19 protein-coding genes are annotated in these 23,852 nt (G+C 68.5%); 6 read left to right on the forward strand and 13 right to left on the reverse strand.

The window, feature by feature from the left end; translation table 11 throughout:
* Positions 1–54 precede the first annotated feature (54 nt).
* From VN520_RS10700 to VN520_RS10715, 4 genes are all read right to left on the reverse strand, one after another.
* Positions 55–696, reverse strand: a complete 642-nt coding sequence (locus tag VN520_RS10700) for a small secreted protein (RefSeq protein WP_325746633.1) — start codon at positions 694–696, stop codon at positions 55–57.
* A gap of 253 nt (positions 697–949) precedes the next feature.
* Positions 950–3,436 (reverse strand): sodium-translocating pyrophosphatase, encoded by a 2,487-nt coding sequence (locus VN520_RS10705; RefSeq protein ID WP_325746634.1) that lies wholly within the window; start codon positions 3,434–3,436, stop codon positions 950–952.
* Between the two features lie 626 nt (positions 3,437–4,062).
* Positions 4,063–4,512 (reverse strand): ATP-binding protein, encoded by a 450-nt coding sequence (locus tag VN520_RS10710; RefSeq protein ID WP_325746635.1) that lies wholly within the window; start codon positions 4,510–4,512, stop codon positions 4,063–4,065.
* Positions 4,513–4,717: 205 nt separating this feature from the next.
* Positions 4,718–5,071 (reverse strand): STAS domain-containing protein, encoded by a 354-nt coding sequence (locus VN520_RS10715; RefSeq protein ID WP_003967428.1) that lies wholly within the window; start codon positions 5,069–5,071, stop codon positions 4,718–4,720.
* A gap of 79 nt (positions 5,072–5,150) precedes the next feature.
* Here VN520_RS10715 and VN520_RS10720 point away from each other — a divergent pair, with 79 nt between their 5' ends.
* Positions 5,151–7,664, forward strand: a complete 2,514-nt coding sequence (locus tag VN520_RS10720) for a DEAD/DEAH box helicase (protein ID WP_325746636.1) — start codon at positions 5,151–5,153, stop codon at positions 7,662–7,664.
* Here the strand turns inward: VN520_RS10720 and VN520_RS10725 are convergent.
* The 7 genes from VN520_RS10725 to ssd all read right to left on the reverse strand — a co-directional run bounded on the left by VN520_RS10725 (position 7,582) and on the right by ssd (position 12,896).
* Positions 7,582–8,088, reverse strand: coding sequence for an Rv3654c family TadE-like protein (locus tag VN520_RS10725; protein WP_325746637.1), 507 nt, complete (start codon positions 8,086–8,088; stop codon positions 7,582–7,584). The genes VN520_RS10720 and VN520_RS10725 overlap by 83 nt on opposite strands.
* A complete protein-coding gene (locus tag VN520_RS10730) occupies positions 8,085–8,465 on the reverse strand; it encodes a TadE family type IV pilus minor pilin (protein WP_325746638.1) in 381 nt (126 codons plus the stop codon). Before VN520_RS10730 ends, VN520_RS10725 begins: the two co-directional genes overlap by 4 nt.
* Positions 8,452–8,688 carry a DUF4244 domain-containing protein gene (locus VN520_RS10735; protein ID WP_325746639.1) on the reverse strand — a complete coding sequence of 79 codons (237 nt, stop codon included), beginning with the start codon at positions 8,686–8,688 and terminating at the stop codon, positions 8,452–8,454. The genes VN520_RS10730 and VN520_RS10735 overlap by 14 nt, the downstream gene beginning before the upstream one ends.
* Before the next feature lie 248 nt (positions 8,689–8,936).
* Entirely contained in the window at positions 8,937–9,740 is an 804-nt protein-coding gene (locus VN520_RS10740) for a type II secretion system F family protein (RefSeq protein ID WP_414719820.1), read from the reverse strand.
* 5 nt (positions 9,741–9,745) lie between these two features.
* On the reverse strand, positions 9,746–10,612 hold the full coding sequence (locus VN520_RS10745; protein WP_325746641.1) for a type II secretion protein F: 867 nt from the start codon (positions 10,610–10,612) through the stop codon (positions 9,746–9,748).
* Positions 10,612–11,760, reverse strand: coding sequence for a TadA family conjugal transfer-associated ATPase (locus VN520_RS10750; protein WP_325746642.1), 1,149 nt, complete (start codon positions 11,758–11,760; stop codon positions 10,612–10,614). The genes VN520_RS10745 and VN520_RS10750 overlap by 1 nt, the downstream gene beginning before the upstream one ends.
* Positions 11,757–12,896 carry a septum site-determining protein Ssd gene (ssd, locus tag VN520_RS10755; protein WP_325746643.1) on the reverse strand — a complete coding sequence of 380 codons (1,140 nt, stop codon included), beginning with the start codon at positions 12,894–12,896 and terminating at the stop codon, positions 11,757–11,759. Before ssd ends, VN520_RS10750 begins: the two co-directional genes overlap by 4 nt.
* Positions 12,897–13,393: 497 nt before the next feature.
* Between ssd and VN520_RS10760 the strand changes: the two genes are divergently transcribed.
* Positions 13,394–14,233 carry an HAD-IB family hydrolase gene (locus VN520_RS10760; protein WP_325746644.1) on the forward strand — a complete coding sequence of 280 codons (840 nt, stop codon included), beginning with the start codon at positions 13,394–13,396 and terminating at the stop codon, positions 14,231–14,233.
* A 476-nt stretch (positions 14,234–14,709) separates the two neighbouring features.
* Here the strand turns inward: VN520_RS10760 and VN520_RS10765 are convergent, their stop codons facing one another.
* Complete coding sequence (locus VN520_RS10765) at positions 14,710–15,534, reverse strand: oxidoreductase (protein ID WP_325746645.1); 825 nt, start codon at positions 15,532–15,534, stop codon at positions 14,710–14,712.
* A 96-nt stretch (positions 15,535–15,630) separates the two neighbouring features.
* On the opposite strand from VN520_RS10765, the gene VN520_RS10770 reads away from it, so the two are divergent.
* A complete protein-coding gene (locus VN520_RS10770) occupies positions 15,631–16,632 on the forward strand; it encodes an ATP-binding protein (protein ID WP_325746646.1) in 1,002 nt (333 codons plus the stop codon).
* 30 nt (positions 16,633–16,662) lie between these two features.
* Here VN520_RS10770 and VN520_RS10775 read toward each other — a convergent pair whose 3' ends face one another.
* The gene (locus VN520_RS10775) at positions 16,663–17,991 is read right to left on the reverse strand and encodes a hypothetical protein (protein WP_325746647.1); all 1,329 of its coding nucleotides are present in this window, start codon (positions 17,989–17,991) and stop codon (positions 16,663–16,665) included.
* A gap of 299 nt (positions 17,992–18,290) precedes the next feature.
* On the opposite strand from VN520_RS10775, the gene VN520_RS10780 reads away from it, so the two are divergent.
* The 3 genes from VN520_RS10780 to VN520_RS10790 form a co-directional block, all read left to right on the forward strand.
* On the forward strand, positions 18,291–20,795 hold the full coding sequence (locus VN520_RS10780; protein ID WP_325746648.1) for a SulP family inorganic anion transporter: 2,505 nt from the start codon (positions 18,291–18,293) through the stop codon (positions 20,793–20,795).
* A 244-nt stretch (positions 20,796–21,039) separates the two neighbouring features.
* Positions 21,040–22,998, forward strand: coding sequence for an acetate--CoA ligase (gene acs, locus VN520_RS10785; RefSeq protein WP_325746649.1), 1,959 nt, complete (start codon positions 21,040–21,042; stop codon positions 22,996–22,998).
* A gap of 381 nt (positions 22,999–23,379) precedes the next feature.
* On the forward strand, positions 23,380–23,852 hold a 473-nt coding region (locus VN520_RS10790; RefSeq protein WP_325746650.1), incomplete at its 3' end, for a Na+/H+ antiporter NhaA.

The following is a 23,852-nucleotide window of genomic DNA, read 5'->3' on the forward strand; positions in this document are numbered from 1 at the left end:
CCGCTGCAGGGCGTCGACCGCTGCGCCTTCTCGACCGTTACGCCTTCTCGGCCGCTATGCCTTCTCGACCGCCGAGGCCGAAGGCGATGCGGTCTTCGACGCCGGGGTGGACGGCGCTGAGGCGGACGGAGCGGGGGCGGGGGGAGCCGAGGCCGTCGGCTTCTGGCAGCCCTTCTGCTTCGCCATCGCGGAACCGACCTCGCCGGACTGCAGCTTCTTCAGCGCCTGGTCACCATTGGTGCTGATCTTTGTCAGCTCATCGGCGATGCTCTTGAGACCGTCGGCGAACTTGGCCTGGTCCTTCGGATCGAGCGCGTCGACCTTCGTCTTCAGGTCCACATAGGCAGCCGACGAAGCGTTGAGCTCCTTCACGGCCTCCTTGTGCGTGGTTTCTCCGCCGTCCACGGGCGGAGCCCCCGCCGACTGCACAGCCGCGCCCAGCGCCTTGTACGCCTGTGAAATCTGCTGGAAGGCGGACGAGTCGGTCTTCTGGACGTCGGCGGGCTTGCTCTCATCGTCCGTCTGCTGCTGGATCGCGGCATTGGCGTCCGCGATCTTCTGCAACTGCGGCTGAACCTGGTCACAGACCTTCTTCGCCCAGTCGTTCACCTTGTTGTCGCTGTCGTCGCTACAGCCCGACAGCGTCAGTACGAGTACCGCACCGCCGGACAGTGCGGCTGCAAGCTTCTTGTTCACCGGATTGGGTCCCTTCCAAGGCTCTCGGCCCCGGAACTTACACGCCGCGTGCGCGGCAATCAGGCGCCGGTCATCCGATATATATTCTTTTGCATCCATTTGAACCAAGGAAAATGAGGGAGATACAACTCACCTGCCCGCTCGGACACACATGCGGAATCAGTACCTCCGTAAGGGACTCGTCCCTTCACCGAAGCAGCGGACGGCACATCACATCGCGCCGCCCGCCGTCCCGCTGATCAGGAGTTATGCCTCAGTCGGAGCGCCCCTGACCGCGAGTCCAACGAAACGCCGCCGGGCCCGTGGTTTCTGCAGGGCTGCCCTCGCCGTCACCACCACCGGCGCCGTCCGTGCTGTCGCTGTCGCTGTCGCTGTCGCCCACGGCAATCCCCCGTCGCTTGGACACATAGACCGCGCCGATGATGACGGCGACGGCGATGACGGCCACCAGGGCCCGTACCCCCGCGCTCGCGTCATCGCCGTAACTGAACTGCACCACGGCGGGGGCGATGAGCAGTGCTACGAGATTCATCACCTTGAGGAGCGGGTTGATGGCCGGTCCTGCCGTGTCCTTGAACGGGTCGCCGACCGTGTCGCCGATGACCGTCGCCGCATGGGCCTCGCTGCCTTTGCCGCCGTGGTGGCCGTCCTCGACGAGTTTCTTGGCGTTGTCCCACGCGCCACCGGAGTTGGCGAGGAAGACGGCCATGAGGGTGCCGGTGGCGATCGCCCCCGCCAGGTAGGAGCCGAGGGCCCCGACCCCCAGGGTGAATCCCACCGCGATCGGCGCCAGGACCGCGAGCAGCCCGGGCGTGGCGAGCTCGCGCAGCGCGTCCTTGGTGCAGATGTCGACGACGCGGCCGTATTCCGGCTTCTCCGTGTGGTCCATGATCCCGGGATGCTCCCGGAACTGCCGCCGCACCTCGAGGACCACGGCCCCCGCCGACCGGGAGACCGCGTTGATGGCCAGCCCGGAGAAGAGGAAGACGACCGCGGCTCCGAGGATGAGACCGACCAGATTGTTCGGCTGCGAGATGTCCAGACTCAGACCCAGCTCCCCCGCCCGGGCTCCCACGTCGCCGACCGCCGTGGCGATGGCATCCCGGTACGAACCGAAGAGCGCGGCCGCCGCCAGGACCGCCGTGGCGATCGCGATGCCCTTGGTGATGGCCTTGGTGGTATTGCCGACGGCGTCCAGGTCCGTGAGGACCTGGGCTCCCGCGCCCGTGACGTCCCCGGACATCTCGGCGATTCCCTGGGCGTTGTCGGAGACCGGACCGAAGGTGTCCATCGCGACGATGACACCGACGGTGGTGAGCAGGCCGGTCCCGGCCAGCGCCACCGCGAAGAGTGCCAGCATGATCGACGTACCGCCGAGCAGGAACGCCCCGTAGACGCCGAGGCCGATCAGGAGCGCGGTGTAGACGGCCGATTCCAGGCCGATGGAGATACCCGCGAGGACGACGGTCGCCGGCCCGGTCAGCGAGGACTTCCCGATGTCCCGGACGGGGCGCCGGCTGGTCTCGGTGAAATAGCCGGTGAGCTGCTGGATCAGTGCGGCGAGCACGATCCCGATGGCCACGGCGACCAGCGCGAAGACGCGCGGATCGCCGCCGTGCGAGGTGATGGCGGCGTCGGTGACCCCGTCCAGCTCGGCGTACGAGGACGGCAGGTAGGCGAAGACTGCCACCGCCACGAGCAGGAGCGAGATCACGGCGGAGACGAAGAAGCCTCGGTTGATGGCACTCATCCCGCTGCGGTCGGCGCGCCTGGGAACGACCGCGAAGATCCCGGTCATCGCGGTGACCACCCCGATCGCCGGGACGATCAGCGGAAAGGCGAGCCCGGCATCCCCGAAGGCGACCTTGCCCAGGATGAGTGCGGCCACGAGTGTCACGGCGTACGACTCGAAGAGGTCGGCAGCCATACCCGCACAGTCACCGACGTTGTCGCCCACGTTGTCGGCGATGGTGGCGGCGTTGCGCGGGTCGTCCTCAGGAATGCCCTGCTCCACCTTGCCCACAAGGTCGGCACCCACATCGGCGGCCTTGGTGAAGATGCCGCCCCCGACCCTCATGAACATGGCGATCAACGCGGCACCGAGGCCGAAACCCTCCAGCACCTTGGGCGCGTCGGCGGCATACACGAGCACCACGCAGGAGGCACCGAGCAGGCCGAGGCCCACCGTGATCATGCCGACCACACCACCGGTGCGAAAAGCGATCTTCATCGCTTTGTGCGAAACAGCGGTGAGATCTTTCTCCGGTTCCCCCGCGGCGGGAGTCGCCTCGCGCGCGGCAGCGGCCACGCGCACATTGCTGCGGACGGCGAGTCGCATACCGATGTATCCGGTGGCCGCCGAGAAAATCGCACCCACCAGGAAGAACAACGAGCGCCCCGCACGCTGCGACCAGTTGTCGGCCGGGAGCAGCAGAAGCAGGAAGAACACGACGACGGCGAAGATGCCGACGGTACGCAGCTGCCGGGCCAGATAGGCGTTCGCGCCCTCCTGGACCACCGCCGCGATCTCTTTCATGCGTTCGGTGCCTTCACCGGCCGCCAGGACCTGGCGTACGAGCAACTGGGCCACCGCCAGCGCGGCAAGGGCGACGACCGCGATGACGACGACGATCAGCCGGTTGCCGTCGGTGAGTACTGCTGCTGCCAGTGAGGTGGGCCGGCCGGAAGATACGGAAACGTGCGTCAGTTCTGCCATTGGGGTGTTGAGGAACTCCGCCATACGTCCTCCTTGACGCTGAGCGCTCAAGACGTGGACGGATTGTAGGGAGAGGAACCTGATCAAAACAGTGGGTGGTCAATGAAATCGAGTTCCGTCCACCCAATGGCAAATGATCTCGCTCTCATATGAACCCGAATGCAGTAATGGGGCAGACATGCGGGGCGCACGGAATTTCGGAGATCATTGATCAAGCGCTACGGAGAAGTCCCTGTTCAGCAGGGGCCGAAATTGCGATCACACCTGTCCCCGATACCGGCGTCCACGCGGCACGAGGAGGGGCGGAGACCGCGCCGGGCAACAGGATCGGCTCGCACGAGGAGAAGCCGGTTGCACGAGGAGAAGCTGGTTGCACGAGGAGGCGCGGGCTGCGCGGGAGGGCTCGGAACCACGGAGGGTACGTGCGCACGACGGGGGCGTGGGCCGAACGTGAGCACGGGCCGCACCAGGCGGGCTGAACGGCCCGGGCGAGGGGTACTGCGCCGGACCGGGCAGGTTCGCACCGGACGAGGCGAACCTCCGGACGAGATGGGCTGCGCCGGCCTGAGCGGGGTCCGTCGAGCGAGTTCGACCGCGCCGGGTGAGTCCCTATCTCGCCGGGCGAGTCCCTTCGTGCCGGGCGAGACAGGTCAGGGAAGCACAACGGCCAGGGCCGTCGGCCAGGTCATGCGGATCACTCCGCCATCCACGCCTGTGCGGACCTCCATGTCGTCGACCAGGCCACTGATGACCGCAAGGCCCATCTCGTCCTCGCTGTCGGCATCGGTCTCCGGGCCGTCAAGGCCAACACCGCCGGGCGCTCCGGGCACTGAGGTGCCGCTCCCCGGGGCGGAAAGCCCGTCGCCCACCTCGATGGAGAACGCCTTCTCCTCCTCGGTCAGAACAACCGTGACGGGAGCAGCGACGCCATGGCTCCGATGCAGTCCTACGGCGCGGCTGCACGCCTCGCCAACCGCGAGTCTGACCTCGTCGAGCACCGCCTCGTCGACGCCGGCCCGGCGCGCCATGGCGGCTGCCACGAGGCGGGCCGTCCTGACGTGCTCGGGCTGAGCGCTGAAGCGGAGTTCAACGGTTGGCATGCCATCCCCCTCGAACGTATGGGTGTGCATTTCAGGGGCCCGGGCGTGGCGCCCGGTACCCCTGCTCTCACTTTCCTCCAAAAACCGACGAAGCCGGCAGTCGGCCACATGGCCGACCGCCCGCTCATGGCGGCCCGTCTGCTGCCGCCTGCCGGTCTGTCACAGCGTGCCTGCCGGCCTTGGAGCTGCCGACCTGCACCGACGGTCAGTCGGTGGCCGCGACAGCCTCGTCGACCGTGGTGTGGATGGGAAACACCTTGGTCAGACCTGTGATCCGGAAGATCTTGAGAATGCGCTCCTGGTTGCACACCAGGCGCAGTGAGCCCTCATGGGCCCGGACACGCTTCAAGCCGCCCACGAGCACGCCGAGGCCGGTGGAGTCGAGGAAGTCGACGCCTTCCATGTCGACAACCAGGTGGTAGCTGCCGTCATTCACCAACTCGACCAACTGCTCGCGCAGCTTGGGCGCGGTATACACATCAATCTCGCCACCGACCTCGACGACCGTACGGTCGCCACCAGGCCCGGACACATTGCGAGTCGACAGGGACAGGTCCACGGATCCTCCAGCACCTTGCTATCGAGCGGTCGCCCCTCGGTCTCCCCGACGGAGGCCAGGGGACGGATCGCCAGCCGCGATGGCATTCAATCACTTACCAGCAGCCATGCACGACGCCTTGGGACCATTGTCCGTCACGCCAGTGACACACTCGGTGCCGATGGCCAAGAATCACCGCCCCAGTCGACCACCCGAGAACGCGGGCTCGCGCCCCTCTCCCACGGTGGTTCTCGACCGGCTCGCCGCAGCGGCGGGCCGGGCAGCGCGCATCACTCATACGGAGCACTTGCCCCCGCGTGCGGGAACCCATGCCATCTGGCCGGACCGCATCCGGTCAGAAGTGATCTCGGCGATCGGCCAGGCCGGGATCGACCATCCGTGGACACACCAGGCCACCGCCGCCGAGCATGCCCTGGACGGTGAGTCCGTCGTGATCGCCACCGGAACGGCGTCCGGCAAGTCACTCGCCTACCTCGCTCCGGTGCTGAGTACCCTCCTCGACGGCGCCCAAGCCCCGAACGGGCGCGGCACCACCGCCCTGTACCTCGCCCCCACGAAGGCGCTGGCCGCCGACCAGCGCCGCGCGGTGAAGGCGCTGGCGGCGCCCCTCGGCCCCGCGATCCGGCCGGCGGTCTACGACGGGGACACGCCGGTCGAAGAACGCGAATGGGTGCGTCAGTACGCCAATTACGTCCTCACGAATCCCGACATGCTGCACCGGGGCATCCTCCCGTCCCACCCCCGCTGGGCCTCCTTCCTCCGCTCTCTCCGTTTCGTGGTCATCGACGAGTGCCACACCTACCGGGGTGTCTTCGGCTCCCACGTCGCCCAGGTCCTGCGCCGCCTTCGCCGCCTCTGCGCCCGCTACGGGTCCGATCCCGTCTTCCTCCTCGCCTCCGCCACCGCGGCACGGCCCTCGGACGCCGCAGGCCGTCTCACGGGCCTTCCCGTCAAGGAGGTCGCCGACGACGCCTCGCCCCGGGGAGAGATGGTCTTCGCCCTCTGGGAGCCGCCGCTGACCGAGCTGCACGGTGAGAAAGGGGCTCCGGTGCGCCGTACGGCCACGGCAGAGACCGCCGACCTCCTGACCGACCTGACCCTCCAGGGCGTGCGCTCGGTCGCCTTCGTCCGCTCCCGGCGCGGAGCCGAACTCATCTCTCTCATCGCCAAGGAACGGCTGGCCGAGGTGGACCGCTCCCTGCCCGGACGCGTCGCCGCCTATCGTGGCGGTTACCTGCCCGAGGAACGCCGGGCCCTGGAACGGGCACTGCACTCCGGAGAACTGCTCGGCCTTGCCGCCACGACCGCCCTGGAACTCGGCATCGATGTCTCGGGCCTGGACGCCGTGGTCATCGCCGGCTATCCGGGAACCCGTGCCTCTCTCTGGCAGCAGGCCGGCCGTGCCGGACGCTCGGGCCAGGGCGCCCTCGCCGTCCTCGTAGCGCGGGACGACCCGCTGGACACCTTCCTCGTCCACCACCCGGAAGCGCTGTTCCAGCAGCCTGTGGAATCCACCGTCCTGGACCCGGACAACCCCTACGTCCTTGCGCCACACCTGTGCGCCGCGGCTGCGGAACTCCCTCTCACCGAAACCGACATCGAGCTCTTCGGTCCCGCGGTGCCCGAGCTTCTGCCACAACTGGAAACCGCGAAATTGCTGCGCAGGCGGAAAACGGGCTGGCACTGGACCCGCCGTGAACGCGCCGCCGACCTCACCGACATCCGCGGCGGGGGCGGCCGTCCCGTCCAGATCGTCGAGGAAGGCACCGGCCGGCTGCTGGGAACGGTTGACGAATCTGCCGCACACACTGCCGTCCACGAGGGGGCCGTCCACCTCCACCAGGGCCGGACATACCTGGTCCGGACGCTGGATCTGGAGGATTCGGTGGCCCTGGTGGAGGAAGCCGCCCCTCCCTACTCGACCAACGCCCGCGACACGACCGCGATCACTGTTCTGGAGAGCGACACCGAGATCCCGTGGGGTGACGGACGGCTCTGCTTCGGTTCCGTCGAGGTCACCAACCAGGTCGTCTCCTTCCTTCGCCGCAGGCTGATCACCGGCGAGGTCCTGGGCGAGACCAAACTCGACCTGCCGCCCCGCACCCTCCGTACCCGAGCTGTGTGGTGGACGGTCACCGAGGACCAACTCGATGCCGCCCGGATCACTCCGGAGATCCTCGGAGGGGCCCTGCACGCAGCCGAGCACGCGTCCATCGGGATGCTGCCGCTCTTCGCCACCTGCGACCGCTGGGACATCGGCGGAGTCTCCGTCCCGCTGCACCCCGACACGCTCCTTCCCACGGTGTTCGTCTACGACGGCCACCCGGGTGGCGCCGGTTTCGCAGAGCGCGCCTTCCACACCGCCCGCTCATGGCTCACAGCGACACGTCAGGCCATCGCGTCCTGCGAGTGCGAGGCGGGCTGCCCGTCCTGCATCCAGTCCCCCAAGTGCGGCAACGGCAACGACCCACTGCACAAACGGGGTGCCGTACGCCTCCTGACCGAACTGCTCAGGACCGCACCCCCCGAACTCGAGGAAGGCCGCCCGGCGGAGACCTCGGAGGATCCGCAGCCGGAAAGTACCGAGGGATGAGGCCATGCGCGTGAACCGCGCCCTCGGCGGACAACAGTGACCCCGAACGCACCGGGGACGGTGAGGCCTCAGGAGGCCCCGCTCTCGACCTGACCTCAGGTGCGTACGGGCCGAAACGCGCGCGGGCAGTCACATCGGCGATCTCGCCCTGGATCCCGCAGCGCACGATCTCCGTCCTCTGCGCCTCGGCGACCTCACGGGCCGCTCCGCACGCCACCTCCGCACCCCGCAGCGCTTGGTCGGCTGCGGCGAGCGCAGCCAGATCCGCCGCACCGCCGGCCCTGTGGCGGGCGGACACGGCTTGGCCGAGAGCCAGCACCATCGCGAAGACAGCGCACAGCGTCGCCGTCGTGACGGCCACCCAGACCGTCGCCAGACCTCGGTCCCCGGCCTCGGCCCCGGGCCCGCCTCCCGTCCTTCTCACGGCTCCACCCCCGCGGTGTCCTCGGCCGATGCGACTGCCTCAGCGCTCAGCGTCAGGCTGAGTAGTCCGGGCCCCGGAGTCGGCGCCTCCACCCGGACCCGCCACAGTCCACCGGCCCGCTCCACCGCGATCCGGGCCTTCCCGGGCGCCGCCTCCTGCGCCACGGACCGCACCGCGTCCTCCGGCTCCGACCGGGCCGCAGCCCGTGCTCCGGCCCGCGCCGCATCCACACAGCGGATCTGGTCCGATGCCGCCACCAACGCCCAGACGAGGGCAAGCACGAACGCCACCAGTACGGGAAGGGTCATGGCCGCCTCCGCCGTCACTGCTCCCCCGTCGGCATCCCGGCCGCTCCGCGGCACTTCAGAACTTCGCATCAAGGGCGTCCTTGACCAGCGACTGCAACGCCGACAGCACCGCCCCGCTGGTGACCACCTTGTAGAGCACCGCCGCGAACGCGCAGGCCGCGATCGTCCCCACCGCGTACTCGGACGTCGTCATCCCCCGGTCGAGGCCGCGGCACCGGGCGCTCCTGCCGAACCTCACCTGCCACGCACGGCGCAGTGCACTCGAAGCCTGCTCCATCATTTCCCTGCTCATCTCGGCCCCCATCGTCAGACCCACGTTGTTTCGTCCAGAAATTCGATTCGCGCTTCGCGCCATCCGGAGCCCGGCCCGGCTCCCGCTCGGAAACCGGACAGGGCTTCGGCTCTCGGGAACCCGCAAAGACGCCGGCTCTCGGGAGGCCATCCGGTCGGGCTCACGGTTCGGATCTCAGCTGAGGCCCCATCTGGCCCTGAGCTCGAACTGCCTTCGGATCCGGCCTCCGGGAGCAGGGCTGTCCGCGCTCAGCTACGGTGCAGCAAGCCGGACGTCAGCCCGATCACCACCGGCGCCACTCCCACCGCCAGAAAGGCGGGCAGGAAGCAAAGCCCCACCGGTGCGGTGATCAGCACACCTGCCCGCTGGGCACGCGCCACGGCCGCACTCGCCCGCTCGGCGCGTATCTCGTCGGCCAGCCTGGAAACAGGCACCGCCGCAGGTGCGCCCGTCGATGCGGCTCGCTCCAGACAGCGGGCCAGGGGCGCGGCACCCGGCAGCTCCCCGAACCGGCCCCATGCCTCGGCCGGCTCACTGCCGAGCAGGATCTCGGCCGCCGTACGAGCCAGCCGTTCGCCGACCGGACCTGCAATGGATTCCCCGACCGCCTCCGCCGCGTCCCGCGGCCCTGCACCCGCCGAAATGCAGGATGCCAAGAGGTCTGCGGTGATCGGCAGTTGCCGGGCGATCAGAGCGGTCTCGGCCTTCCGGCCGGCAGTGCCACGCCCGCTCACGGAGCGCTGCCACCGAAGCACTCCGTAAGCCACCGCAAGACCGGCCCCACATCCGGCCGGCCCTCCGACGAGGATCCAGCCGGCTGCCCAGACGGCCAGGAACTTCGCCCACCGCCGCGCACTGCCCCGACCCGGCGCCCACAGGTCCACCCGCCCCCGCCTCTGCCTGCTCGCGCAGGACCCGGTCAGCAGCGCCCCCCGCCTGCGTACAGCCCGCGCATGTCGCCGGGCGGACAGGACGAAAGTGAGATACACGGCTGTGCCCAGCGCGCCTCCCACCGCCCCGGCCACGCCCAGTGATTCCCCCATGCCGGACATCACGCTCATTCCGCCTCCCCCGTCCGCACGATCCTCGATGCCCAGAACAGCCCTGCAGCTTCCAGCAGGCCGCCCGTCACCAGGCAGACGAGTCCACCCGGGCTGTGCAGCAGAACCCCCAACGGATCCGCTCCGAGGGCCGCCCCGAGCCCGAGTCCCACCACCGGGAGCAGAGCCAGGACCACAACCGTCGCCCACGCGCCCGCCAACTGTGCCCGCAGCCCTTCCCGCCACCGCCTCTCGTCCCGTAGCGAGCTCTCCAGACGCGCCAGACCCGCCGCCAACCCGGCTCCGCCGTCCACTGCAACCCGCCAGCAGGCCGCCACACCCGCGAGCCCGTCGAGACCGGGCCCTGCCGACGCCTGCCGCAGTGCCCCCGGCACATCACCGCCGAACCGCGCGGCAGCCAACACGGCGGGCTCGGCAGCGCCAAGTGCACCGGTGTTCCGCGCTGCGGCGAGCAAAGCCAGCCCGGGCTCCCGGCCCGCCCTCAGCTCGCCGACCACCGCCCCACAGAGCGCCGTCACCGCGTCAGTCGCCTTCTGACACTCCTGCCGCCGCGCCCGTCGCCACAGCCAGCGCCTCACCAGCGGAACCGCCACGGCGCACGCGAGCAGCGGTAGTACCGATTCACCCACCGCAGCGAGAAGAACCGCCACAGGCGCACACAGCCATTCCCGCCGCCTGTCGAAGAACGCGCGGGCCGTGGCACGTGCCGCCGGCCCCCACCGCTCCTCCTCCTGTCGAGCCATCAGCGCCCGAGCCCGTCGCGCCCCTGGGTCCCCTGCCACGGCCAGGCCGCCGGCCAGGCCTGCGCATCCCGCCATCGTCCACGCCGGCAACTGCGTCAGCACGTCGGAGCCCGCCGCCATCACGTCTTCTCCCCGATCAGCGCCCTGAGCCGGTCCCAGCCCCGCTCCGGCTCGAACCCCTCGGCGCCCCAGCGCAGCGCGGGCACGGTGATGACCAGGCCTGCGGGATCCCGCTCGAGTACGTGAACTTCGGCCAGACGCCGCTGTCCGCCCGCATCCCGTGCAAGGTGGACGACCACGGACAGCGCCGCTGCCAACTGGCTGTGCACAGCCGCACGGTCAAGGCCCGCAGCCGTCCCGAGAGCCTCCAGACGCGCCGGAACATGCTCGGCAGCATTGGCGTGCACCGTGCCGCACCCACCTTCGTGTCCGGTGTTGAGTGCTGCCAGGAGCTCCGTCACCTCGGCACCCCGGACCTCTCCCACCACCAGCCGGTCCGGACGCATACGTAAGGCCTGGCGCACCAGATCCCGTAGCGTCACCTGCCCAGCGCCTTCCTGATTGGCGGGCCGTGACTCCAGACGCACCACATGCGGGTGATCCGGGCGCAGTTCCGCCGAATCCTCGGCCAGCACGATGCGCTCCCGCTCACCGACCGCCCCCAGCAGACTCGACAGCAGAGTCGTCTTCCCCGCGCCGGTGCCCCCGCTGATCAGATACGAGACACGAGCCTCGACCAGAGCTCTCAGCAACCGATCACCGCCGGGCGGTACCGTCCCCGCCGCCACGAGCTCCGCCAGCGTGAAGGCCTTCGGCCTCACCACCCGCAGTGAGAGACACGTCGAACCGACGGACACCGGTGGCAGAACCGCGTGCATGCGCGTCCCGTCCGGCAGCCGGGCGTCCACCCAGGGGCGGGCGTCGTCCAGGCGGCGCCCCGCTACCGCGGCGAGCCTCTGCGCCAGCCTCCGGACGGCTGCCGCATCCTGAAAGGCGACTCGGGTCAGCTCGAGTCCGCCGCCTCGGTCCACCCACACCCGGTCCGGAGCGGACACCAGCACATCGGTCACCGCCGGGTCGGCCAACAGACGCTCCAGCACGCCTGTGCCGATCAGTTCACTCCTCAGTTCCTCGGCCGCCCCGAGGATTTCCGCGTCACCGAGCAAACGACCCTGCTCCCTCAACGCGGCAGCCACACCGGCCGGAGTGGGCGCCGCACCACTGCGGGCCAGTCGTTGACGTACGGCATCGAGCAGCGCCTCGGTCATGACGCCCCTCCCCCGCGAGGCCGGGCAGGGACTCCGTCCGAGCGGCCCGGGCCATCCGCCAGCTCCCAGAAAGCCGTGCAGAAGCGGGCCAGTGCGCCGCGGGAATTCCCACCCGGGGGCACACCGTTGTCCTGAGCCGAAGGCAGCCCGGCCTCCGTGGGCAGGTCACCGACGAGTGGCAGGCCGAGCGCCTGTGCCACCCACTGCTCGTCCAGGCCTGCCGTGTAGGGACCTCGGGCGACGACTCGTAGGTCATCCAGGACCATGCGGGCCGCAGCCGCCACGCGCTGCGCTGCCGCGACCGCCCTCAGCTCCCCGGGCACGAGCAGAAGCCCGACGTCCAACTGTGCCAGGGCCTCTGCCACGCTTTCGTCGACCCGCCGCGGCAGATCCACGACCACCACTCCACCGAGCCGACGCGCTGCGGCCAATACCGACCGCATGGCCTGTGGCGGAATGATCACCTCGTCGTCCCGGCCCCAGCTGAGCACACGCAGCCCGTGCAACGCAGGCAGTGACTCCTCCAGCGCCCCTCCGCCCAGCCTCCCCTTCGAACGGGCGAAATCCGGCCATCGCAGACCCTCGGACTCCTCACCGCCGAGCAGCACGTCGATCCCGCCGCCCAGGGGGTCACCGTCGATCAGCATGGCTCGTCGGCCCGACCGCGCCGCCGTCACGGCAAGCGCACAGGCCAGGGTGGAGGCGCCGGAGCCGCCGCGTCCACCCATCACTCCGACGGTGAGCGCGGACCGGCCCACACCTTCCACCGCGTTGGCGATCTGGTCGACGAGCCAACCTTCGGAATCGGGCAGCCGCAACACGTATTCGGCCCCGATCTCGACTGCGCGGCGCCACACATCGGGGTTGTCCTGGTCCCGCCCCACGAGCATGACGCCGGGTCTGCGGGCCGCTCCCCGGCACGCATGTGCCGCGTCGTCACCCACCAGAATCATCGGGGCCCGCTCCCAGCCGCCCCTCTCCCCTGGAGGCCCGTGATGAACCTCGGGCATCGCCCCGGCCGCCGCGCAGAGTCTGAGCAGGTCGTCCAGCAAAATCGCGTCCTCGGTCACGATCAGTGGTCCGTCCCGCCACCCTCCGGCGCTCGACGGGTCTTCGCCCACGAAGGATCCAGCCACGATCTCCGCCCTCTCCCACTGTCCCTCAGTGCGGTTTCGCGGCGATCTCGAACACTGCCGAGACACGCGATTCCGGAACCCGCGGACTTCGCGGGTGGAATCAACATGCATCGGCACGGAAAAACGTGTGGATCTTGCTCAGAAACTGTGGACAACGCCACCGTTGTGGATATTTCCGTAGCTCGTACAGGGGACTTTCGTTGCGCAGCTATTCCGCTACGCTCGGTGACGGGGCATGATCGAGGGGTCCCCGCAGAAGAAGGGGACGACGTGGCGAGAAGGTTGGCCGGCACATGAACTTCTGCTGAAAAATGCATCTGGACATGCGACGACCCCCGCCGGGGGGGAGAGCGGGGGTCGTCCCCACGGCCGACTCGGGGGGGGAGGAGTCGGACCGGGTTAGCACGGTCGCGAACGATCCGTGACTTCCATGGTGTACCCGAGCAGCTTCTCAGGCAAACCCACCCGCCGGACTTTACGCCGAATGGCGGGCCCCTATGCTCACCTTTGTGGAAAACTGCTTCTCGCCTCGCACAGCAGCCTTCTTTGACCTGGACAAGACGGTCATTGCGAAGTCATCGACACTGACCTTCAGCAAGTCCTTCTACCAAGGCGGGCTGATCAACCGCCGCGCCGTACTGCGCACCGCGTACACCCAGTTCGTGTTTCTTGCCGGGGGCGCCGATCACGACCAGATGGAGCGGATGCGTGAATACCTCTCAGCGCTCTGCAAGGGGTGGAACGTCCAGCAGGTCAAGGACCTGGTCGCCGAAACCCTGCACGACCTGATCGACCCGATCATCTACGACGAGGCGGCGACCCTCATCGAGCAGCACCACACCGCCGGGCGCGATGTGGTCATCGTTTCGACCTCCGGCGCCGAGGTCGTGGAACCGATCGGGGAACTCCTCGGTGCCGACCGGGTCGTGGCGACCCGGATGGTCGTAGGCGACGACGGCTGCTTCACCGGCGAAGTCGAGTACTACGCTTACGGGCCGACCAAAGCCGAGGCGATCAAGGCTCTCGCGGAGTCGGAAGGCTATGACCTCTCGCGCTCCTACGCGTACAGCGACTCCGTCACCGATGTCCCGATGCTGGAAGCGGTCGGGCACCCTCATGCCGTCAACCCGGACCGAGCGCTGCGGCGCGAGGCGGCCCTCCGGGGATGGCCGGTTCTCGTCTTCGACCGCCCGGTCCGGCTCAAGCAGCGCCTGTCCGGATTCTCGCTGCCGCCACGGCCGGCACTCGTGGCCGCAGCCGCGCTGGGGGCGGCCGCCGTGACGGCCGGACTGGTCTGGTACGCCAACCGCCGCCGCGCCGCCGCGCTCACCACCTGACAGAGCTGGACCAAAGGCCGCCCCCTGCGCTCGACGGCGGCAGAGTTGCTGCCGGATGTGCTTGGCCACGCCTGACCAGCGATATCCGGCTTCGACACATTTATGCACAAAGGTAAAGAAGTGCGCCCAGACCTTCCACTTCCCTGAAACCCGGAGTACAAAGGAGACAACGGCCCGCGAGACCAAGGAGATCCGAGAGGATCACCTTCCACGCACAGAAGGCCCCACGGACCGAGCACGGAAGCCGAGCACCCACGCGACGTCGACCCGTCGATTACGGGCCAGCCATACCAGGCGACGGGCAATGAACCCGGCCTGATGGGCACATATCGAGGACGCTTGGTAACTGGGCGGACGTGCCAGCGGCGGTGCCGGATCCGGCACCGCCGCACCCCTTTCCGGAGCCGTGCGCAGCTGGCGGAACGCCCTCGCGTTACTCAGCCGGCCGCGCGGGAACCGCACACCGGAGCACCGGCCTAGGCGGCGCCGCGCTGCAGCGCCTCACACACTGCCGTGGACTCCCTGACCCCCAGCTCCACCGAGCGTCCGCAGTGGGTGATCCATGCGGCCATGCCCTCCGGCGTCCCCGACAGGTACCCCTCGAACGCGGCTACGTATGCCGCACGCCCCTGCTCCGCGTGCCCGACTTCGGCAGGGCAGATCGACTTGGGATCGAGTCCACTGGCGATCAGCACGATCCGCTCCGCGGTCCGGGCGACCAGGCCGTTGTGCGAACCGAAGGGGCGCAGCGCCAGGAGTTCACCGTGCACCACCGAGGACGTCACCAGCGCGGGCGCCGAGCCGCCGGCGATGATCAGTTGCGACAGCCCTTCGAGCCGCCCGGTCGCCTCACCCGCACCCGGGACAGGCGCCTCGATCAACGGCTCATCGACCGGCTCACCCGGCAGTCGGGGCCTGCCGACCGTGTCATCGGGAAGTGCACCGCCCGCCGCCACCAGATGCAGTCGGGCCAGGACCCGAAGCGGCGACTGCCGCCAGATGGAAAGCAGCTGTCCCGCTTCCGCCGTCAGCCTCAAGGCGGCACCGATGGCACGCGACTCGCCGTCACCGCTGAAGTCCGTACGCCGACGCACTTCCTCGAGGTTCCAGTCGGCGCCCGAGAGCGCCGCCGAACCGCGGGCTCCCCGCAGCGCCGCCTCCGCGGTGACCTCGTTACTACGGCGCCGCATGACCCGGTGCCCGTAGACCCGGTCCACGGCCTTGCGCACGGAGTCCACCGCATCGGCGACCCCCGGCAGGTCGCCCAGAGCGGCCAGCGGGTCTGAGGAAGTCGTACTCATAAGCAGGGAGGCTACGCGCATGCGGCACCGATTCCGCCCAGGAGTGGCTTTCTTCACGAAGCATGACAGCACTGAGCAATGACACCGCTACCCTAGGTGAACATGAAGATCGCTTTCGTAGGGAAGGGCGGCAGCGGCAAGACCACGCTGTCCTCGCTCTTCATCCGCCACCTCGCTGCCAATGGAGCCCATGTCGTCGCGGTGGACGCCGACATCAACCAGCATCTCGGAGCCGCCCTCGGCCTGGACGACAACGAAGCCGCCACCCTGCCCGCCATGGGTGCCCAGCTGCCCCTCATCAAGGACTACCTTCGCGGCACCAACCCCCGCATCACATCCGCCGCAACGATGATCAAGACCACGCCGCCCGGAGAAGGGTCCCGGCTCCTGCGCGTCCGCGAGGATAATCCGGTCTACGACGCCTGCGCCCGCACGGTCCGTCTCGACGACGGGGTAATCCGTCTGATGGCCACAGGCCCGTTCACCGAGTCCGATCTCGGTGTCGCCTGCTACCACTCCAAGGTCGGGGCGGTCGAACTCTGCCTCAACCACCTGGTCGACGGCCCGGACGAGTACGTGGTGGTGGACATGACAGCGGGATCGGATTCGTTCGCGTCAGGGATGTTCACCCGTTTCGACATGACGTTCCTGGTCGCTGAACCCACACGGAAGGGCGTGTCGGTCTACCGGCAGTACAAGGAGTACGCACGGGACTTCGGTGTCGCACTGAAGGTGGTGGGCAACAAGGTGCAGGGCGAGGACGACCTCGACTTCCTGCGCGCCGAGGTCGGCGACGACCTGCTGGTCGGCGTCGGGCAGTCCGACTGGGTCCGGACGATGGAAAAGGGCCGGCCGGCCCGGTTCGAGCTGCTGGAGGCAGACAACCGGATGGCGCTGCAGGCCCTGCAGGACGCCGCGGAGGACTCCTACAAATTGCGTGACTGGGAGCGTTACACACGTCAGATGGTGCACTTCCATCTGAAGAACGCGGAAAGCTGGGGCAACGAGAAGACGGGCGCCGACCTGGCTGCCCAGGTCGACCCCGCCTTCGTCCTGCATGAGCACTGCACGGAAACGGGTGCCCGCCAGCCGGCCTGAACCGGAGGGAGCCACACCGGAAGGTGATCCCTAGTCCGCGCTCCCGTCGGGTCCCTTGCCTGCCGACTGGTCCGCCGGCCTGGCAGGCACGGGACTGGCCGCGGCCTTACCCGGGGCCGCACTCGCGAGGAAGGAGGTCCAGCCCGGTTCGGGCGCCTGGCCCACCTTCAGCGTCCTGAGCCTGGCCAGCGTGGCCGGATCCTGCGCGTCCAGCCAGTCGGCGAGCTGGCGGAAGGAGACGCATCGCACCTCCTGCTGGGTGCACACCGTCTCGACCGTCTCCTCGATCGCACGCATGTAGGTGCCACCGTTCCACGACTCGAAGTGATTGCCGATGATCAGTGGGGCGCGGTTCCCCTTGTAGGCACGGCCGAACGCCTGCAGAAGCCCGTCCCGCATCTGATTGCCCCAGTACTGATGCTTGTCCGGGTCGCCCTGCGTCGTACCGGACTGGTTGAACATGAAGTTGTAGTCCATCGAGAGTGTCTCGAACGCGCGTCCCGGTACCGGGACGAGTTGCAGGGGAAGGTCCCAGAGTCCGTCCTTCTTCGTAGGCCAGACCTGATTGCCGATACCGCTGGAGTCATAGCGGAAGCCCATGGTCCGCGCGGCTGCGACCATGTTCTTCTGTCCCTCCAGGCAAGGAGTGCGAGCGCCGATCAGCTCCTTGTCGTAGTCGAAGGGAAGTGGCGCTTCACCCTTGAGGTCCGGGGCGTTGGTCTTCCAGCTCTTCACGAACGACTTCGCCTGACTGATCTCGCTCTTCCACTCCTCGACCGACCAGGTCCCGACGCCTCCGTCCGGCCCGCAGAAATGCCCGTTGAAGTGGGTGCCGATCTCGTTGCCGTCCAGCCACGCGGCACGCAGCTCCGTCAGCGTGCGGCGAATCCCTTCGGTGTCGTTGAATCCGATGTCGGAGCGGCCCGCTGCGTGCTGAGGAGGGTCGTAGAGCTCCTTCTTCTCCTCCGGCAAGAGGTACACGCCGCTGAGGAAGTACGTCATCTTCGCGTCGTGCTTCTTGGCGACCGCACGAAAATGCGAGAACAGTTTCTGACTGTCCTCCCCAGCACCATCCCACGAGAACACCACGAACTGGGGCGGCTTCTGGCCAGGCTTGAGGCGTTTGACCGGAGGAAGTTTCGGCTGGACTCCCGTGAAGGCGGTGGAACCGTCACCGATGAGGTTGACCGTCCCCTTCGGTGCCGCCGCCGGAGAATGCCCCTCCGCACCGAGGGACTTCTTCCCTGTTCCCGGCACGGGGCCGGCGGTCCCCGCGCCAGGGCCCGAGCATCCGGCCAGACCGGCGATCAGTACCGTGGCCACGGCGCCCAGGGCGATCCGCTTCGTGGCGGCCATCATCCGTCCACCCTCTTCCTTGCAGGATTCGTGCGTTGAAGTGCCGACACGGCGCGGTCAACCTCACACGCAGTCCCACTGGAACGAGCACGACAACCCCGTTGAAAAGATGCTTATTCACTTGAAAGAGTGATCGTCGGGGCCATTTGCTCGAAAACATGGACACTATTCTTTACCCTCCATTACCATTCGTTTACGGAGAGTTGAGAAATCCCGCCGCTGCACCTCACCGCTGCACGCCGTGACCCACGGCCGCCGTCAGTCGAGTACCACGACCGCGCTGCCCCGGAGGAGACGGGAACATGTGTGCCTGCGTCCCTACCCGAAACGACCATTCATCCCGCAGTTCGCGCCCTTCCCGCGCCTCGGAATTCAAGCGTCCTCACAACCCGCCGCCCCCGCCCCGCGCCGGACGCTTCCGCGTCTCGGGCAGAGATCTGTCCGCATCGATCACTGTTTTCCTGATCGCCGTTCCCATGTCGCTCGGTCTCGCTGTCGCCATGGACGCCCCTCTCGCTGCCGGCCTGGTCTCGGCAGCGATCGGCGGCATCGTCGCCGGCCTGCTGGGGGGCACACCCCTCCAGGTCAGCGGCCCGTCCGCCGGACTGACCGTGGTCACCGCCGAGTTGATCCAGATCTACGGCTGGCGCACCACGTGTGCGATCACCATCGGTGCGGGGCTCCTGCAGATTCTGCTGGGGTCGCTGAGAGCAGCCCGCAGCGCCCTCGCCGTCAGCCCGGCCATCGTGCACGGCACGCTCGCGGGTATCGGTGTGGCCATCGCTCTCGCACAGCTGCACATCGTGCTCGGCGGGGCTCCACAGAGTTCGGCCCTCGACAACGTCCTGGCGCTTCCCTCCCACCTGGCTCGGACCGGTCCGGCCGCACCCTTCATCGGGGCCCTGACGATCCTGCTTCTCGTCGTGTGGCCACGCATGCCCGGACGGATCGGTGCGACGCTGGGCAGAATTCCCGCCGCACTCTCCGCAGTGGTGATCGCGACGGTCGTGGCCGCCGTGGCAACTCCCGGGATCGCCCGGGTGGACCTTCCGTCATGGCACTCGCACGCACTGCCTGAGCTGCCGCAGGGCCCGGTGGCCGCGCTGGCGACGGCTGTGTTCACGGTCATGCTCGTGGCCAGCCTCGAATCCCTGCTCGCCGCGGTTTCCGTGGACAAGCTGACTGCAGACCGGGTGACATCCATGCCCAAGGACGGGTCGGCGCCGCCCGCGCCTGTCAAGCGATCCGATCTCGACCGTGAGTTGCGGGCCCAGGGTGTCGCCAATGCGGTGTCAGGGCTGGCCGGAGGGCTTCCCGTGTCCGGCGGGGCCGTGCGCAGTTCCGCAAATGTGCGGGCAGGCGCGGAGAGCCGCGCCTCCACCGTGCTGCACGGTGTCTGGGTCCTGCTGGCAGCCCTGCTGCTGGTCACAGCTCTCGAGCGGATTCCCCTGGCGGCGCTCGCCGCCCTGGTGATGGTGGTCGGCATTCAGATGGTCAATTTCGCCCACATCCGCAAGGTCCACAAACACCGGGAGTTCCTGGTGTACGGCGCGACAATCAGCGGTGTGATTCTCGCGGGAGTACTCGAGGGTGTGGGGATCGGCATCGTGGTGGCGGTGGCCGTCGCACTGCACCGGCTGGCACGCACGCGGATCACCGTGACGGAGCAGGACGGCCGCCATGTGGTGACCGTGCGTGGTCAGCTGACCTTCCTGGCCGTGCCCCGTCTCAGCCGCTTGCTCGGAAAGCTCCCCCCAGGAGTGGACGCCGTCGTCGAGCTGGACGGCTCATTCATGGACCACGCGGCATACGAGGCCATCCAGGACTGGTACACGGCGCAGACCGCTCTCGGGGGGCGGATCGAGTTCACCGGACGTTCCGGTGGCCGGATCGCCGAGCCCGCGTCGGCCGCCCATTCCTGCTGCCGCCCATGGACACCATGGCGCAACCATCACTGCCACGACCGCTTGGCCGATGCCTCACAGGCCAGCACCCCTCCCGCCCCGCACCCCACCTCCAAGGCTGCCCCTGCCCCGAAAGACACCTCGGGCCACCGGCACGGCGGCCACCGGCTGCTCAGCGGCCTCAGTTCATTTCAGCGCACCACCGCCCCACTGGTCCGTGAGGAGTTGGCGCGGCTGGCTGCCGAGGGGCAGCGGCCTTCACAGCTGTTCCTCACCTGTGCCGACTCTCGCCTGGTCACCAGCATGATCACCGCAAGCGGTCCGGGCGACCTCTTCACCGTGCGGAACGTCGGAAATCTGGTGCCGCCGCCGGGCACCGGAGGCACGACGAGCAACGACGATTCTGTTGCTGCCGCCATCGAGTACGCGGTGGACGTGCTCGAAGTCGAATCCATCACCATCTGCGGCCACTCCGGATGCGGGGCGATGCAGGCCCTGCTGGACGCCGCGCCCGAGACACCCCGGACGCCACTGTGGCGCTGGTTGCGGCACGGGCTGCCGAGCTTGGAGCGTATGCGTTCCCGTCACCACTCCTGGGTGCGTATCGCCGGCCGGCTGCCTGCCGATGCGGTGGAGCAGCTCTGTCTTACCAATGTGGTGCAGCAGTTGGAGCACCTACGGGCGCATGAATCGGTGGCCCGCCGACTGGCAGCAGGCACCCTGCAACTGCACGGCATGTACTTCCATGTCGGTGAGGCTCAGGCCTACCTGCTGACCGAAGGCGCCAGTTCCGGAACCGGGCCCGACGAGGTATTCGCGCGGGTCACCCCCGGTGCGGGATGGGGGGCGGAGCCCGGCGCCGAAACACTGCACACGCCCCCCAGCGCCACGATCGACGCCTGAACCGCTCACGTACCCGGGCCGTGACACCTTGTGGTCCCGCCTTCGCATCGCACAGCGCTGCTTGCGGAAGCGGGACAGGTGACTCCCCGCACGGGGCACAGGTCTAAACCAATTTCCGGCAGACACTTGTCACCTGGCCCGCAGCCTGATGAGCTGTCCCCCGGGACACAACGGACACCCTGGGAATGGGAGATGTCGTGAGCAACGAAAGTCTGGCCAATCTGCCCAAGGAGGAGACCGCAGTATGAGCGAACCTTCCTCCCTCTCCAATCTGCTCAAGGAGGAGCGGCGGTTCGCACCGCCTGCCGATCTGGCCGCGAACGCCAACGTGACGGTGGAGGCGTACGAGCAGGCCGAGGCGGACAGGCTGGGCTTCTGGGCCGAGCAGGCCCGTCGCCTGACCTGGGCCACGGAGCCGACCGAGACGCTCGACTGGAGCAACCCGCCCTTCGCGAAGTGGTTCGCGGACGGCAAGCTCAACGTCGCGTACAACTGCGTGGACCGCCACGTCGAGGCCGGAAACGGCGACCGGGTCGCGATCCATTTCGAGGGCGAACCCGGCGACAGCCGCGCGATCACCTACGCCCAGCTGAAGGACGAGGTCTCCCGCGCGGCCAATGCCCTCACCGAGCTCGGTGTCGGCAAGGGGGACCGGGTCGCCGTCTACCTGCCGATGATCCCGGAGGCTGCCGTGGCGATGCTGGCCTGCGCCCGCATCGGCGCAGCGCATTCGGTCGTCTTCGGGGGCTTCTCCGCGGATGCCATCGCCGCCCGTATCCAGGACGCCGACGCCAAGGTCGTGATCACCGCCGACGGCGGTTACCGCCGCGGAAAGCCCTCGGCGCTCAAGCCCGCCGTGGACGACGCCGTCTCGCGCATCGACAGTGTCGAGCATGTCCTGGTGGTCCGGCGCACCGGCCAGGACACCGCCTGGTCCGAGGGCAGGGACGTCTGGTGGCACGAGATCACCGCAAGGCAGTCCGCCGAGCACACGCCCGAGGCCTTCGACGCGGAGCAGCCGCTCTTCATCCTCTACACCTCGGGAACCACGGGTAAGCCGAAGGGGATCCTGCACACCTCCGGGGGTTACCTGACCCAGACGGCGTACACCCACCACGCTGTCTTCGACCTCAAGCCCGAATCGGACGTGTACTGGTGCACCGCCGACATCGGCTGGGTGACCGGGCACTCGTACCTCGTCTACGGCCCGCTGGCCAACGGTGCGACACAGGTGATGTACGAGGGCACGCCCGACACGCCCCACCAGGGACGGTTCTGGGAGATCGTGCAGAAGTACGGGGTGACGATCCTCTACACCGCGCCGACCGCGATCCGTACGTTCATGAAGTGGGGAGACGACATCCCCGCCAAGTTCGACCTGTCGTCGCTGCGCGTGCTGGGTTCGGTCGGTGAGCCGATCAACCCCGAGGCCTGGATCTGGTATCGCAAGCACATCGGCGCCGACACCTGTCCGATCGTGGACACCTGGTGGCAGACCGAGACCGGCGCCATGATGGTCTCGCCGCTTCCCGGGGTCACAGCGACCAAGCCCGGTTCCGCCCAGCGGGCGCTGCCAGGCATCTGTGCCACGGTGGTCGACGACGAGGCCCGCGAGGTGCCGGACGGCGGGGGTGGTTATCTCGTCCTCACCGAGCCGTGGCCGTCGATGCTCCGCACCATCTGGGGTGACGACCAGCGCTTCATCGACACCTACTGGTCGCGCTTCGAAGGCAAGTACTTCGCGGGCGACGGTGCCAAGAAGGACGCGGACGGCGATGTCTGGCTGCTCGGCCGAGTCGACGACGTCATGCTCGTGTCCGGGCACAACATCTCGACCACCGAGGTCGAGTCGGCTCTCGTGTCGCACCCCTCGGTCGCCGAGGCAGCCGTGGTCGGCGCCAACGACGAGACGACCGGTCAGGCCATCGTCGCCTTCGTGATCCTGCGCGGCACGGCCACCGCTTCCGAGGAGCTGGTCACCGAGCTGCGCAACCACGTCGGCACCACGCTCGGGCCGATCGCCAAGCCCAAGCGCGTGCTGCCGGTGGCGGAGCTGCCGAAGACCCGATCCGGCAAGATCATGCGCCGGCTCCTGCGCGATGTCGCCGAGAACCGCGAGCTGGGTGATGTCACCACGCTCACGGACTCCTCGGTGATGGCTCTTATCCAGACACAGCTCCCCTCCGCTCCTTCCGAGGGCTGAGGAGGACTGTGGAGGGCTGAGAGGGCCTGCGTCCGGCAGAGCTCGTTTCCGAGGCCGTCCACTTCGAGGGGCACCCGGTAGCAATCCGGGTGCCCCTTCCGGCAACCGACCGGCGGCTCGGACGACATCCGGTGCCCACCGCACGCCTCGCTCTGCCGGACGACACACACCGAATCCGGATGCCTTTCCGGGGTCCCGGGTAGAGTGGTGATTTCGTCGGGGAAGCACATCGAGACGATCGTGTGCATGCCGAAGGGCGTGAGCACGAGATCCCGACAACGAACAACCGCACAGAAGAACTCCACAGGGGCGCCGGGAAGTCTGGTCGGCACGTGCATCCGCATGCCACCACTGCCGTAACCCGACCCGGAGGTCTCCCTCGTGGCCCCGCCCGTCCCCCCTTCCGGCCGCCGTACTCTGTTCGGACGGCTCTCCCTCCCTGAGCGCAACTACGTCGCCGAGGCCTTGCGCACCGAGACGGTCGGCGGGATCATCCTGCTGGTCGCGGCCGTTGCCGCGCTGATCTGGGCGAACACCTTCGGCTCCTCCTATGCGTCCATCAGCCGTTTCCACTTCGGCCCCGAAGCTCTGGGGCTGAACCTCTCCGTGGCCCACTGGGCGGCCGACGGCCTGCTCGCCGTCTTCTTCTTCGTGGCGGGAGTCGAACTCAAGCGTGAGCTGGTCGCGGGTGAACTCCGTGACCCCCGGGCCGCAGCTCTGCCCGTCGTCGCAGCGCTCTGCGGCATGGCCGTGCCCGCAATCGTCTACACGCTGACCGCTGTGCTGGGTGGCGGATCCCTCGCCGGCTGGGCCGTCCCCACCGCCACCGACATCGCGTTCGCGCTCGCCGTCCT

This window comes from Streptomyces sp. (assembly GCF_035563135.1).
Lineage (GTDB): Bacteria > Actinomycetota > Actinomycetes > Streptomycetales > Streptomycetaceae > Streptomyces.

What these genes read in the sequence shown, in the direction of transcription:
- VN520_RS10750 (WP_325746642.1), bottom strand. Translation starts at nt 11,760, where the DNA reads ATGACCGAGGCGCTGCTCGATGCCGTACGTCAACGACTGGCCCGCAGT.
- VN520_RS10760 (WP_325746644.1), top strand. Translation starts at nt 13,394, where the DNA reads ATGCTCACCTTTGTGGAAAACTGCTTCTCGCCTCGCACAGCAGCCTTC.
- acs (WP_325746649.1), top strand. Translation starts at nt 21,040, where the DNA reads ATGAGCGAACCTTCCTCCCTCTCCAATCTGCTCAAGGAGGAGCGGCGG.
- VN520_RS10720 (WP_325746636.1), top strand. Translation starts at nt 5,151, where the DNA reads ATGGCATTCAATCACTTACCAGCAGCCATGCACGACGCCTTGGGACCA.
- VN520_RS10780 (WP_325746648.1), top strand. Translation starts at nt 18,291, where the DNA reads ATGTGTGCCTGCGTCCCTACCCGAAACGACCATTCATCCCGCAGTTCG.
- VN520_RS10765 (WP_325746645.1), bottom strand. Translation starts at nt 15,534, where the DNA reads ATGAGTACGACTTCCTCAGACCCGCTGGCCGCTCTGGGCGACCTGCCG.
- VN520_RS10705 (WP_325746634.1), bottom strand. Translation starts at nt 3,436, where the DNA reads ATGGCGGAGTTCCTCAACACCCCAATGGCAGAACTGACGCACGTTTCC.
- VN520_RS10775 (WP_325746647.1), bottom strand. Translation starts at nt 17,991, where the DNA reads ATGATGGCCGCCACGAAGCGGATCGCCCTGGGCGCCGTGGCCACGGTA.
- VN520_RS10710 (WP_325746635.1), bottom strand. Translation starts at nt 4,512, where the DNA reads ATGCCAACCGTTGAACTCCGCTTCAGCGCTCAGCCCGAGCACGTCAGG.
- VN520_RS10730 (WP_325746638.1), bottom strand. Translation starts at nt 8,465, where the DNA reads ATGCGAAGTTCTGAAGTGCCGCGGAGCGGCCGGGATGCCGACGGGGGA.
- VN520_RS10740 (WP_414719820.1), bottom strand. Translation starts at nt 9,740, where the DNA reads ATGTCCGGCATGGGGGAATCACTGGGCGTGGCCGGGGCGGTGGGAGGC.
- VN520_RS10735 (WP_325746639.1), bottom strand. Translation starts at nt 8,688, where the DNA reads ATGAGCAGGGAAATGATGGAGCAGGCTTCGAGTGCACTGCGCCGTGCG.
- VN520_RS10745 (WP_325746641.1), bottom strand. Translation starts at nt 10,612, where the DNA reads ATGGCGGCGGGCTCCGACGTGCTGACGCAGTTGCCGGCGTGGACGATG.